General features: G+C 57.0%; 8 protein-coding genes. 4 read left to right on the top strand and 4 right to left on the bottom strand.

Annotation, left to right across the window (positions count from 1 at the left end; genetic code table 11):
* Positions 1–176 precede the first annotated feature (176 nt).
* Complete coding sequence (locus BMZ01_RS04185; protein ID WP_092284775.1) at positions 177–1,520, top strand: MFS transporter; 1,344 nt, start codon at positions 177–179, stop codon at positions 1,518–1,520.
* Here BMZ01_RS04185 and BMZ01_RS04180 read toward each other — a convergent pair.
* The gene (locus BMZ01_RS04180; RefSeq protein ID WP_177180058.1) at positions 1,517–2,923 is read right to left on the bottom strand and encodes an amino acid permease; all 1,407 of its coding nucleotides are present in this window, start codon (positions 2,921–2,923) and stop codon (positions 1,517–1,519) included. The two genes, BMZ01_RS04185 and BMZ01_RS04180, sit on opposite strands and share 4 nt — an antisense overlap.
* 734 nt (positions 2,924–3,657) lie before the next feature.
* On the opposite strand from BMZ01_RS04180, the gene BMZ01_RS04175 reads away from it, so the two are divergent.
* A complete protein-coding gene (locus tag BMZ01_RS04175) occupies positions 3,658–5,802 on the top strand; it encodes a DEAD/DEAH box helicase (protein WP_092285047.1) in 2,145 nt (714 codons plus the stop codon).
* 75 nt (positions 5,803–5,877) lie between these two features.
* Here BMZ01_RS04175 and BMZ01_RS04170 read toward each other — a convergent pair whose 3' ends face one another.
* The 3 genes from BMZ01_RS04170 to putP form a co-directional block, all read right to left on the bottom strand.
* Positions 5,878–6,351 carry a DUF2269 domain-containing protein gene (locus tag BMZ01_RS04170; RefSeq protein ID WP_092284773.1) on the bottom strand — a complete coding sequence of 158 codons (474 nt, stop codon included), beginning with the start codon at positions 6,349–6,351 and terminating at the stop codon, positions 5,878–5,880.
* 112 nt (positions 6,352–6,463) lie between these two features.
* Complete coding sequence (locus BMZ01_RS04165) at positions 6,464–7,108, bottom strand: HNH endonuclease family protein (protein ID WP_092284771.1); 645 nt, start codon at positions 7,106–7,108, stop codon at positions 6,464–6,466.
* 113 nt (positions 7,109–7,221) lie between these two features.
* A complete protein-coding gene (gene putP, locus BMZ01_RS04160) occupies positions 7,222–8,790 on the bottom strand; it encodes a sodium/proline symporter PutP (protein ID WP_092284769.1) in 1,569 nt (522 codons plus the stop codon).
* Between the two features lie 554 nt (positions 8,791–9,344).
* Here putP and BMZ01_RS11350 point away from each other — a divergent pair.
* A complete protein-coding gene (locus BMZ01_RS11350; protein WP_223845825.1) occupies positions 9,345–12,809 on the top strand; it encodes a DEAD/DEAH box helicase in 3,465 nt (1,154 codons plus the stop codon).
* 6 nt (positions 12,810–12,815) lie between these two features.
* The gene (locus BMZ01_RS04150) at positions 12,816–14,162 is read left to right on the top strand and encodes an SWIM zinc finger family protein (protein WP_092284767.1); all 1,347 of its coding nucleotides are present in this window, start codon (positions 12,816–12,818) and stop codon (positions 14,160–14,162) included.
* The last annotated feature ends 40 nt before the right edge of the window (positions 14,163–14,202 follow it).

Here is a 14,202-nt window from a genome sequence, read left to right as displayed (position 1 = left end):
AAAAGGCAGCCGGAACACGCCTAAGAAAATAATAGAACACCTTTTCGTTCAGGCTGTTGTTTGACAAGGTAGATAGGATGTATCGCGGACCCAAGTAGGGTCGGAAAAAGGGGCGAGTCCCCACCATTTATTCGCTGAAGCGCCAAAGATGATGGAAGGGAAGACCACCGCGCCCAATGAATTTTAGGAAGCAACCCAAGAAGAACATCGCCCAGGACCTCGCTGATGACCAGCTCACGCATATTGACTTAGATGAGCATCCGGAGGCTCGCGGCCGCGAAAAGGCGGTAGAGGCCCAGCCGGAACCAGGCGATAAGGTTCGCATCCCCACCGAGATCTGGGTTCTTGTGGTTGCCGCCTTCATTATCGCCTTAGGGTTTGGCCTGGTCGCACCCATTATTCCGCAGTTTGCTCGCAGCTTTGATGTCAGCCTCGCCGCCGCTGGCGCAGTGGTGAGCGTGTTTTCGGCATCGCGTTTGCTCTTTGCCCCGGTATCCGGCCGCCTGGTGGATAAATTGGGCTCGCGGAAGGTGTATTTAACTGGACTTCTTACCGTGGCGGTAACTACCGCGGCGGTTGGTCTTTCCACCGAATATTGGAATATCTTGGCTCTTCGCTTCCTCGCCGGGGTGGGGTCCACCATGTTTACGGTGTCCGCGATGGGCCTGATTGTGCGCTTATCGCCGCCGACTATTCGCGGGCGTTGTTCTTCGATCTACGCTTCTGCCTTCCTGATCGGCAATGTGATTGGCCCAGTGGTGGGTGCGGCACTATCGGTACTGGGGCTGCGCATTCCCTTCTTTATTTATGGTGCCTGCTTGGGCGTTGCCAGCTTTGTGGTGTGGTGGCGGATGCCGGTGCTTTCCTCCGGCCCGGCAGTGAATGCTGATGGGGTTGTCCAAAAGACCATGCGCTTTGCGGAGGCGGTAAAGGATTCGGCTTATCGCTGCGCGCTGGTTGGTGGTTTTGCTAATGGCTGGTTGAACCTGGGTGTTCGCGTAGCTGCACTACCACTGTTTACTGCCGCGGTATTCAATAAAGGTGGAGCAGTTGCAGGTCTGGCGATGGCGACCTTCGCTGCGGGTAATGCCATTGCGCTGCAATTTTCTGGTCGCCTGGCGGACACGATGGGGCGTAAGCCGCTGATTTTGAGTGGCTTATTGGTCAATGCGATCTTTACCGGCGGCATTGGGTTGGTCAATGACATGACAGCGTTGCTTATCGTTTCAGCGATTGCTGGTGCTGGTGCTGGCATGTTTAATCCAGCTCAGCAGGCCGTGCTAGCCGATGTGATTGGCAATGAACGCTCTGGCGGTAAAGTCCTGGCCAATTTCCAGATGGCCCAAGATTTAGGTTCTATCACCGGGCCCATTGTGGTGGGCTTTTTGGCTCAAACCTATGGCTTTAGGCTCGCATATTTGGTGTGCGCGGGCATTGGCCTCGTGGCCATGGTCTCCTGGACTTTTGGTAGGGAGACCTTGGCAAGTAAACAACCGGGTTATCGCGTAGATGCCGCCTAGGTAGTGAGTTTTTCTTTGCGCCGGAATACGTAGAGCACACTCATGATGAGGGTGAAACCAACGCCGGCTGCCAGCGGCAGGTGATATTCCGGAAGCCACACCATAATGCCGAAGGTGAAAATAATGAAGGCGATGGCGAAGTATTGTCCCACCGGCCAGACCGGTACTGGGAATTGCAGCGCTTGAAGCTCAGCGGCACTTAAGCCACGGCGGGAGGCTAGGTGGGCCAGCAGGATCATTAGCCACACGAAGATGGTGGCGAAGGTGGCAAGCGCGGCGACTAGATTGAAGATTCGCTCCGGCAAGATGGCGTTGAGGATAACACCGACAATAAGCACCACGATGAGCGCGGCGACGGTGGTGATGGGAACACCCTTGGAGCTGATTTTGCCCATGGAACGCGGTGCCAAATGTTGGGTGGCCATGCCGGTAATGACGCGGCCGGCACCGAAAAGATCAGAGTTAATAGCTGATAAAGCTGCGGTAATAACCACAATATTCAGCAGCGCAGCTGCCCAGTTGACGCCCAGTGCGGAGAAGATCTGAACGAAGGGGGATTCTTCACCGGTGACATTGCGCCAGGGGTTCAGCGCCAGAATCACCAGGATGGCACCGACGTAGAACAATAAGATGCGTACCGGCACGGTATTTACGGCACGGGGGACATCGCGTTCTGGGTGTTCGGCTTCCGCTCCGGCAACACCAATGATTTCGGTGCCGCCGAAAGCGAAGAGCACGAGGATAAAGGCGGCGATCATTCCGCTGGGACCATTGGGGAAGAAGCCGCCATCATTCCACAGGTTATCGAGGCCAACATGATCAGTAGGGGTGCTGCCTAAACCAAAGATCAAGATGGCTGCACCAGCGAGGATCATGGCGACAACGGCGGTGACTTTGACGATGGTGAAGATGAACTCGAGTTCCCCGAACCAACGGATGCTGGCGAGGTTCGCGGCACCGACGACCAGCAGTGTGACGGCAACCCACATCCACTGTGGGGAATCGGGGAACCACATGCGCATATAGATGGCGATGGCGGTGAGGTCCGCAAGACAAACAATCACCATTTCGAAGGCATACATCCAGCCGGTGATATACCCGGCCCAGTTACCGAGGTAGGCGCGGGTGTATTCGGCGAAAGAGCCGGAAACGGGGTGGCGTACCGCCATTTCGCCGAGTGCGCGGAGCATGAAGTACACCACCGCGCCACCGAGGAGGTAGACCAGGAGCACGGAAGGGCCGGCGGCTTGGATAGCACCAGCAGATCCATAGAAGAGTCCGGTTCCGATTGCTGAGCCCAAGGCGATGAAGTGAATGTGGCGGGCTTTGAGTCCCGGGATTTTCTTTTCCTGGGTGACTGGTGCGGTGCGCTGAGACGGGGTGGGGGATCCCTGGACCATCATGGTGGCGATTAACCTCGCGAGGAATGAGTGTGGTGAGTAGTAGCGTGCAGGAATTGAAGAACGATAAAGAAATCAACCGCGGATTACTGTACTTCGCGAGGCCCACAGGGGAGAAAGACTGCTACCTAACTCACATACGTAGGGGGTTGGAAAACGGTGCAGGTGCGGCATAGTTGTACCCCTTGCAGTGCGGGGGTGCGGGTGTGGGAAGCGTGCGGGAGGCGGGTCTCGGGGAGAGCAATTTTTAGGGTCAAATAGCTGTTGGAGCGGAAGTAGCGTAACGTGGGTGGGCAATGAGCATGACCGATGGGAACCCCAGGCAGTTTTTGGCCGCTGGGGGAATATTTTTGTGTCGGTATCTCAGGATAATTCGCGAGTAAAAACGCTGCCTTTTGGGCTGGCGTGGGCACCTCATAAACTTGTGTGACCTTCACGTTGTTGCTGTGCGCGGAAATTTCTGGGAGCTCTAGGTCTGAGACCAGAAATTGGAACGCAGGGCACATAATGTGCAGGATTGAGAGTTTTTAAACGTGACTTCGCATGAACGCGTCGCGAATGACAACCCCGAGGCCCCTAATCATGAGGGCCTGACCACCGAGGATCTTTCCTCAGCGACGCATTGTTCGTCGCACCAATCTGAGCAGAATGACGGCGCCGTTTCACCGAGCGTCGATGAGAGCATGAATCAAAATACTGACGCTGAAAACACCGCTACTAGTGCGGACAATGGCCCCATGGGCCTTGATGACATCCTGAATGCGGATGTTGCTGAGAACACTGAAGAGAATGTCGTAGCCGAAGAGAACTCCGGCGAAGACAATGGGAACACCGAGGTTATGACCGACGTGAATGCGAATGAGCAGGCGGAGGACACCACTGCCGCGACTGCTCCTGAGAACACTGACACTGAGATCCACACTGAAGCTCCCAAGAGCGAAGAGCCGAAGACCGAAGCGGTGAAGGACGAGGAGCCTAAGGTTCCGGGCTTTGACACCCTGGGCTTGCCGGAGAAGGTTGTTGCTGCGGTTAACCGTGTGGGCTATGAAGCTCCTTCGCCGATCCAGGCACAAACCATTCCGGTGCTCATGGATGGCCATGATGTGGTGGGCCTAGCCCAAACCGGTACCGGTAAAACCGCTGCCTTCGCACTGCCAATTTTGGCGCGTATTGACCGCGAAAAGCGCTTCCCGCAGGCCCTAGTTTTGGCGCCGACCCGTGAACTGGCGCTGCAGGTTGCCGATGCTTTCCAATCCTTCGCGGACCACCTTGGTGGCCTGCAAGTGCTGCCGATTTACGGCGGCCAGGCTTATGGCATTCAGCTGTCCGGGCTACGCCGCGGCGCCCAGATTATTGTGGGCACCCCGGGTCGTGTGATTGACCACCTGCAAAAGGGTTCCTTGGATATTTCCGGCCTGCGTTACCTGGTGCTGGATGAAGCCGATGAGATGCTGAATATGGGCTTCCAAGAAGATGTGGAACGCATTCTCGCGGACACCCCGGAAGAAAAGCAGGTGGCGCTTTTCTCCGCCACCATGCCGAATGCGATCCGTCGCCTGTCGAAGCAGTATCTCAACGAACCGCATGAGATTACGGTGCGTTCGGAAACCCGCACGAACACCAATATCACGCAGCGCTACTTGAATGTGGCTCACCGCAATAAGCTCGACGCGTTAACCCGCATTCTGGAAGTTACCGAATTTGAAGCCATGATTCTGTTCGTGCGCACCAAGCACGAAACTGAAGAGGTTGCTGAGAAGCTGCGTGCCCGTGGTTTCTCCGCAGCCGCCATCAACGGCGATATTGCGCAGGCACAGCGCGAACGCACCGTGGACCAGCTCAAGGACGGCCGCCTGGACATTCTGGTGGCAACCGATGTGGCTGCCCGTGGTTTGGATGTGGACCGTATTAGCCACGTGTTGAACTACGACATCCCGCATGACACCGAAAGCTATGTGCACCGCATTGGCCGCACCGGCCGCGCTGGCCGTAGCGGCGAAGCGATTCTCTTCGTCACCCCGCGCGAGCGCCGCATGCTGCGTTCCATTGAGCGCGCTACCAACGCGACCTTGACGGAAATGCAGCTGCCCTCCGTTGATGAAGTGAATGAATCCCGCAAGGAGAAATTCGCGGACTCCATTACTGAGGCCCTGGAAGATTCGCAGATTGATATCTTCCGCTCCCTGGTGAAGTCCTATTCCGAGGAACATGATGTTCCCCTAGAGGATGTGGCAGCTGCTTTGGCTACGCAGGCAATTAGTGGCGATGAGTTCTTGATGAAGGAACCGCCGCGTGATAGCCGTCGCCGCGACTTTGATCGCCGTGATGATCGTCGTGGCGGCGGTCGCTTCGAACGCGATGATCGTCGCGGTGGCCGTTTTGATCGTGATGATCGCCGTGGTGGCCGTGATCGTTTCGCCGACCGTGGCGATATGTCTGTGTACCGCTTGGCTGTGGGCCGTCGCCAGAATGTGCGCCCCGGCGCCATTGTGGGTGCCCTGGCTAATGAAGGTGGCTTGAGCTCCAAGGACTTCGGCCGGATCACCATTTCAGCTGACCACACGCTAGTGGAATTGCCGAAGGATCTGCCCAAGGAAGTCTTTGACAACCTGGCTGATACTCGCATTTCGGGCCAGCGCATTGATATCCGCCCGGATACCGGTGGCGGGGACCGCGGTGGATACCGCGGTGACCGTGAACGCGGTGGCTACCGTGGTGGCCGCGATCGCGGTGGCTTCCGTGGCCGCGATGACCGTGGTGGTTTCCGTGGTGGCCGGGATCGTGATGATCGCGGTGGTTTCCGTGGCCGTGGTCGCGATGATCGCGGTGGATTCCGTGGCGGCCGTGATGATCGTCGCGGTGGCGGCGGTTGGCGCGACTAGCCTTTAGCACCCCCGCATGAATGAAACCCCTAGCAGCTAAGAGCTGTTAGGGGTTTGTTCTGTTTGAAGGAGATGTTAGATCACCATGAGCACGGCGACGATCACCCAGAGAAGACTGAAGATCCCGCCGAACATATTCATTTGCTTGGTGTTCTTCTGCCAATCCAAACCAGAGAAATCTTCATCGCCATCATGTTCCTCAACCCCCAGGAGGTTCAGCGAACCCATGGCTTTACGCTGCTTAGGCAAGATGAGCAGCAAAAGGATGATCCAGGCGACCAGCGATAGTGCGATGGAGGCATGGAAGCGGCCCTCGCGCCAATAGGACATCTCGGTGAACATCACTGCCACACCCAGCAGCGGCACCAAAAGCGAGAGCATGCCGTAGGTGGAAGACACGCGGTGCAGGATTTGGGCGCGACCAGCTGCATGGCCTTCACCATTGTGGGCAGCCAAGGCGGCTTTGGGGAAAGCAGATACTGCGAATGTGACTGGGCCGAGGAAAATCAAGGCGGCCAGAACATGGAGGATCAGGACGGGGGTGAGCACGGGGTAGAACTCCCACCTTTCAGAGGTTTTAGAGCATTGCTAACGCACCATCAGGGCTGTTGTGCGTTAAGGGGGTGTAGGAACCTAATCTAACCTGTACGCTCTTCTACTGCTATTCGAGGATGCAGGCCCAGTGCATAGCGCGCAGGTCCGCGGTGGTGAGCGGCAGCTCATAGCGCAGGGAGATCAACGCAATCCGGCGGGCATACCAACAGCCGGCGTGCTTATCTGGGGGCATCCATTCACCCGGCAGCATGTCTGATTTTTCGCGATTAAGAAAAGCGGTGGTTCCGATGAGGTTGATGGGGTCATTAGCGAAATGCCGGCGCTTATTTTCATCCCAGCTATACGCCCCCATATCCCAGGCAGCGCGCAGCGGATAAATATGGTCCATATCGATAGTCGTATCGCGAAACTCCAAAGCTGAGTAGGGATCTTTGCCTGGGGCATGGCGCAGACGGCAACCTTCTAAAGCTGCCGCACCGAATTGTGCTTCGAGCATGTATTCGCGGGTACTGCAGGACCCTTGGGAGGTTAAGGCTGGGGCCCAGCCTTGGCCGAACTCGTTGCGGGAATAACCCAGTACCCGGGTTCTTTGGGGAATGGTTCTTAGTTGCGGGGCGAGCTCTTTGAAGCTGGGAAGAGCTTCTTCGACGACGGGGTCATATTGGGTGCGTGGGGAGATGGCTAATAAATGACTAAACCCCAAGATGAGCGTGGCGGTGAGGCATACCCGAAGTAGCACCCACCGCCACATGTGTGCACGCGTAGGGAACCCCGCTCTCGGGAAGCGCAAAGCTGGGAGAACGGGGCGAAAATTAGTCCTTGTGCTCACACCTCCCTTAGACGGGAGAATACGCGGAGAGGTTCCTAGCCGTCGACTTGGATAATGGCTTTATCGATATCCATGTCCGGGTTGGATTCGGCGATGCGAGCGAGCTTGGTGGCGCGGTCGAATTCATCGTTCATGGCATCCGTGGGCTGCTTGGTGGCCAGGGAAACCAGCACCATGACCAGCGCACCGAAACCGAAGCCGGGGACGATCTCATAAATGAGATTCGAGAGGCTGGACATGCCCCAAGCGAAGGAGACGATTGCGCCGGTGAGCATGCCGGCGATAGCACCTTGGTAATTCAGGCGACGCCAATACAGCGAGGCGAGCATGAGCGGGCCGAAGGAAGAACCGAAGCCAGCCCAGGCGAAGCCCACCAGGCCCAAAATGGAATCCGAGGGATGGATGGATAGCACCGCGCCAATAACTGCGACCGCAACTACCGCAGTACGCGAGAGATTAATGAGCACCGCTTCGGAGGGGATCTGGCGGCGCAACACTTTGAAAATATCCTCCACCAGGGAAGAAGAGACCACCAGCAGCTGAGAACTCATGGTGGACATAATCGCGGCGAGCACTGCGGTGAGCACCAGTCCGGCGATCAAGGGGTGGAAGAGGATACGGCCCATATCCAGGAAGATCGTCTCGAAGGATTCGCGATCGGTGACCGCGACATCCGGGTTTTGGGAGAAGAACACCGTGCCGACCACCGCGGTAGATAGCGCGCCGAGCATGCAGAGCACCATCCAGAAGACACCAATGCGGCCACCGATTTTGGCTTCCGAGGGTTTACGTAGCGCCATGAAGCGCATGACGATATGGGGCTGGCCGAAGTAGCCCAAACCCCAGGCGAGATTGCCGATTAAGGTGGCAGCACCCACGCCGGCGATCATATTGAAGTAGGTGGGGTTGCCGATGCCCTGGGTGTAGGGTCCATAGTCGTGGCTGGCCGCCCAGGAGAGGATATCGCCGGGGTTATCCAGCGAAATTAGCGCCATGACTGGCACGATGATCAAGGAGCAGAACATGATGATGCCCTGCACCGCGTCGGTATAGGACACCGCGAGGAAGCCGCCGATGAAGGTATAGGCGACGGTGACGAAAGCGACGATCAGCATGCCGTCGAGGTAGTTGCCGCCGAAGGTGGACTCGAAGTAGCGGCCGCCGGACACCATGCCGGAGGAGACATAGAAGGTGAAGAACACGATAATGATCAGCGCGGAGATCATGCGGAGTGCGCGAGATTTATCGTGCAGCCGGTTCTCGAAGAAAGAGGGCAGGGTGATGGAGTTCTTGGCGACCTCGGAGTAGCTGCGCAGGCGTGGGGCGACCCACTTCCAATTCGCCCAGGTGCCGATCGCTAAGCCGATGGCGATCCAGAGTTCGGAAAGGCCGGTGACAAACAGCGCGCCGGGAAGACCCATGAGCAGCCAGCCGGACATGTCGGAGGCGCCGGCGGACATGGCTGCGATGAAGGGGTTGAGTCCGCGGCCGGCGAGGACGTAGTCGTCGTACTCGGTGGTTTGGCGGAAACTCCAATAGCCGATGGCGAGCATCACCAGCATGTAGATGATGATGGCCAGGATGAACCATGTGTGCTGCGACACGGGGGAGGTGCTCCTTCCAGGGAGGGGCGTTGAGGGGTGTTGAGGGGGTGTTGAGTTATTCGGGGTAGTGCAGCTAAGAGAAATTCGCGCGGTGACGCGTGGGTGTTGCGGCCTTGTGCGGGGCTTCGGGCGGGCTTTGTGAGCCCTTGTGGGGCTTGGTGTGGCCCTTGTGTGGGGCTTGGTGTGGCCCTTGCGCCCTCCGGCCGTGGAGCACGAATAATTCTGAGGCTGATTGCAAGGTATCTGTTGACCGGGCCTGCACTCAATCTCTTACCCCCGGGCGGGAGAGCTGTGGGTTGGTGTGGGGTGGTGTGGGAGCGCCTCGGTTGGCGCGGGTTGGTGCGGGTTGCCCCGAGATGTCTCGGGGGCGCCTCGGGGGAGGGGAGTTCTTAGGGGATTGTGGATAGATCACGGGTTTTTTAGGAACAGCGTGGTTTATCCACAGGTGTTCGATTAATTTTCGCTTAGAGCTAGGTTGTGTCCCCGGCACCTGGTAACAAAGAGGCATGCCAAATTTTCTCTTGCACGGGCTGTGGAATCACCACATGGGGGGCTTGAGTCTGTGGCTCGAGAAGGTGGAGGGCCACAGTGTGGTTCTCCCGCGTCACCTCGACAAAGGAACTTTTCCCCCGCATGTTGATGAACTAATCCACAGCACTCATTTCCGTTACCGTTTAGCTAGTACCTTAAGAACCCCCGGCGGGCGCACTACTGAATTGGAGTTGATTACCGCGCAGCCGGACGCTGACCTCCTGGTCAAACTCTTCGATGCCATGACTGAGGTTGTGGAATATGAAGAGGAGTTAGAATCCCAGGACGCCATTATTGAAAGGCGTCAACGACAAAATGAGGAAGCTGAAGAAGCTGGGGAACCTCGGCCGTGGCGTGCCCGCGACCTTGTGAAATTACCGCCGGTTGCGACCCCACGCCTAGCAGGTACTTTCGCGCAGCGCGAGGCCTTATCTTCGGATATTCGCTGGTTCCTCCATATTTACCGAGCAACGAAGAATTTCATTCGCTCCGGTCGGGTGCTGCCGAATATTGCAGTGGATCCGGATCGCCCACATGGGCAAAAGATTCATGGGGCATGGCGCCTCGCCGATGATGATGCGATTGCACGCTATATCGAGCAGGTCGCTGAGGCCGCACCTGGGGTGATTACCACCAACGGTGGGGTAGGGGTGGCGCATGAGGCCTTTAATCGCTTCTGCGATATCTTGGTGCCGCGTTTATTAGGCAACCTAGCCGGGACCTCCTTAGAGCTCAGTACCAACCCGGTGACTCGTGCCTTCCTCTATGGCGAATCTTTCCCGCGTTCGAGCAAACCCGGTAGCCTCTCGCACCGTATCGGCGAATGGTCCCAGGATGCGGCTGCCAATCGCATTGATTTGGCGGTAGTCATTGAGCCGGTGCCAGATGATGTGGCTGAGGCTTTGAGCACGCGCATGCCGGAATTATCCGAACCGCACTTTATGGTGCGCTTGATGATGCGCGAGGACCAGGGTGTGCCCAGGCCGGTGCGCCATGAAGAAATCTCGGATAACGTGCTGCGCGTATTAGCGAAGAAACGCCGCGTTATTTATGACTGCAAGAGCGTTTTGGGGCAGAAGATCCACGACCCCTATAAGCCGTACATCACCCGAAGGGAAGAACTCGAAGACTCCATCAACCCAGTGATCCGTGAATATGCGGCGGGAACCGGCGACTGGGATGCGCTACTGGATATCAACGAGATGGCCGAGTTCATTGCCGGGCCCTTGGAATGCCTGAAATCCCATGATGTGCCGATCTTATGGCCCAAGGGATGGATCGATGGACGCCCGCAGGCACGGGTTAATGCAGTGGACCCCTATGACACCAACACGCATACGCGTTTCGGCCTTGATGAGCTAGTGAAGTTCAATGTCCAGGTGGCGCTGGGGGATACTCAGCTATCGCCAGCAGAAATCATGGATCTGCTGGTATCCCAAGAAGGGCTCGTGCGGCTGCGTAATGGGTGGTTGCATGCGGATTCTGAGGATGTGGCGCAGCTGCGAGAAGAAATTGCGTTGCTCATGGGTGGGCCCTCACAGAAGCTAGCGGCACAGTTGCGGCGCTTGGATAAGGAGATCGAAAAGACCTTTAGAGCAACGAGCCGTGGACACTTTAATGCTCGGCAGGAAGCAACTACCGCGTTGCGGTTATTGCAGAAGCAGCGAGTGGATCTGGTGGCGGAGCTGCGTCAGGCATTGATTAGCGCTCAGGCGGAAAAAACCGGCAGCTCGGAAGGCTGGAAGCAAGCGGATTCAGCGGCGAACCAGCAGTTGGTGACCAGTTTGCAGAAGATGCGTGAATTGAAGATGCACCAGGCGGCCAGTGGATTGGATGATCCGCTATTGCTGATTGATATTGCGCCGACTGAAGAAGAGCAGAACGCTGATCGCCTGCAGAGCAGCTGGGTTTCGGCAGTCATTGATGGTGAAAGCTTCCAGGTAGCGCCGCAGCCTATTGCCTTGCCGGATACCGTGGAGGTGACGCTGCGGCACTATCAAAAACGTGGGGTGGACTGGCTCTATTGGATGTCGCAGCATGGCCTGGGTGCGGTGCTGGCTGATGATATGGGTTTGGGGAAGACTCTGCAGGTCTTGGCTTTCTTGGCTGCCGAAAAAGCGCAGTGGGAGAAGCAGAACGCTGAAGCTGAGGCGGCGGGAGTGCCGGAGGATGAAAAGATCCCGTGGAAGCCGACGGTGGTGATTGCCCCGACGTCGGTGTTGTCGGCGTGGCAGCGGGAAGCTGCGCGCTTTGTGCCCTCGATGACGGTGTATGTGCATCATGGGAATAAGCGGGTTCATGATGAGGAATTCGCCGCGATTATGGCGGAGACCGATTTGTGTATTACCAGCTATAACCTGCTGACTCGCGACATTATTGATCTCTGTCAGGTGGAGTGGGCGCATGTAGTGGTGGATGAAGCGCAGATGATTAAAAACACTGCCACCGCGGCAGCGAAAGCAGCGCGGAAGATCCCCACGGACCATCGCATCGCGCTGACCGGCACCCCGGTGGAAAATAGGTTGGCTGAGCTGCGCAGCATCATTGATTTTTGTAACCCCGGCGCGCTGGGTTCCGCTAAGTTCTTCCGCCACACCTATGCTCGCCCCATCGAAGGCGAAGACAATCGCGTCTTAGCCGAGCACCTTAAGCAGATCACTTCGGTGTTTATCCTGCGAAGGGTGAAAACCGACACCTCGATTATTGATGATCTTCCGGAGAAGGAAGAGCACATTATCAAGGTGCGGCTCACCGAGGAACAGGCCGCCTTGTACCAGGGCATGGTCAAACAACTCGCCACTGGCTTGGCCTGTGCGGGAGCTGGGCAGACCAGCCAGATGGGTCGACGCGGGTTGATCTTGGCTTCCTTGACGCGCTTTAAGCAGATCTGTAACCACCCGGCGCACTTCTTAGCTGATGGCTCCGGGATCCTGGATGCAGACGGCAACCATCGTTCCGGCAAGGTCGAAGAGCTCATGAATCTCATTGACCACGCCCTACACAGGAATGAGAAGATGATTATCTTCACCCAATACAAGGCCTTCGGGAAGATCCTGCAGCCTTTCCTTTCCGAGTACCTCAAAGAAGGCGTGCCCTTCCTCCATGGTGGGGTAAGCCGCCATGAGCGCAGCGAGATGGTGCGGGACTTCCAACGCCCAGAAGGTCCGCATGTGATGATCTTGTCTCTGCGCGCCGGCGGAACAGGGCTGACGCTGACTGCCGCCAACCATGTGGTGCACATGGATAGGTGGTGGAATCCCGCGGTGGAAAACCAGGCGACTGACCGTGCCTTCCGCATTGGCCAAACTAAGGACGTGATGGTGCACAAAATGGTGTCGGAAGGCACCATGGAAGAAGCGATTCAAGATGTGCTGGAAGGAAAGCTAGTGCTGGTCAGCCAGGTCTTAGGTGAAGGTGAAGGCTGGATCACCGAACTGCCTGAAGAACAGCTTTTGGAATTGGTCGAATATTCCCGAGAGGAGGAGTAACCAAAGATGAGCGAAGACGACGAGAAAACCAAAGGAAAGACCGCTAAAGCTAAAGCCCTCAAGGCCGTAGCTAAGAAGTCTGAGCCTGGTTCTCCGAGCCCTGCTGAAAGCATTAAACGCCTCATCGCCACGCGTGCTCGGCGCAGTGCGGAAGGAAAAGATGGCGGTGCTTCAGGTTCTCAGGATGATCTTCATCCGACCTTGAACCTGGGGGCTAAAACCCAGCGCCCTGAGGTTGATAATGTCGTCTACGCAAAATTTGGTGCCAGTCGCGGCTCTGCCCCGACACCACCGGACCCACTAGCTGAGGCGGAAGCGCGTATCCGGCGGGCCCTGGAGAAGGAACTCTCCGGAAAAGGTGTGCGCCGCACCTGCACCGAAGGTGTGCGCTCTCCTATTGCCGATCAGTTATTCCGGGTGATCGCCGATATGACTGACCGCGGACGTGAAACCCGGGGTATTGAGTATGCCCGCCAAGACCGCGTCCATGGTGTGGTCTTTGATGCGAACCGCATTTCTGGATATGTCAAGGGCACGCAGCTCGAACCTTTCCAGGTAAGCCTCTGGCTACCGGAGCGCCGCGGTGAAGATGCGGTACGCCTCGCGGCCATGCTCAGCAATAGCGAATCGCTCGCTGCGCTACGCGACGGTCAGATTAGCGATGAGCTTTTCGACGCAATGGTGGGAAACCCGATTGTTGAGGATATCGAGTGGCGTTGTACCTGCCCGGACTTCGGGCGTGTGCCCTGTAAACATGCAGTGGCTTTAGCGCTTATCGCTGGGGAGATGGTGTCCGATGACCCCAATCGGCTTGCCAGAATCCGAGGGCTTGACCTAGATGACATCGAAAAACTGGTGGAAGCTGCCACCCCGATGGATGAAACTGAGCTGCTTGAGCCAGAGCGCTATTGGCACGGTAAACGGCTTCCGCCCTTACCGCCAGTGGAGGTCAGCCCGGTCTTTGAGGAGGGGTCCAAAGACCTTTTGGAGCATGCCTTGCGCCCCGTTGTGATCACCAAGATGCAAGCCCAGCACGCGGTTGATGAACTCAGGGAAATCTATGACCGCATGGTCGGCCGCGCAGTCAACAAATATGGCGAGCGCATGGAAGAAGATGACTCTACGGGCGAAGGCTACCGCCTAGCTGATGACTTCGGAGATCATATTGATGATCACCTCGTTTTCGCCGATGAAGATGATGAAGACGATGACCCTCGGATGCCGCGGTTTGAGCCTTCCTTAAAACGACCCCCGCGCCCACGCATCATTGATGCCCATATCGTGCCGGAACTACCGGATCCAGACATTGTGACGCCGTTTAGGCGACTGAAACGCAATGAGCTGGAGGATTAAGAACCCACCCACATACATTCACACTTTTCCTCAACCCCAT

It is taken from the genome of Corynebacterium spheniscorum, assembly GCF_900113445.1.
GTDB lineage: Bacteria > Actinomycetota > Actinomycetes > Mycobacteriales > Mycobacteriaceae > Corynebacterium > Corynebacterium spheniscorum.
Note: the sequence above shows the minus strand (reverse complement) of the source record. Positions and strands in the feature narration are given on the sequence as shown.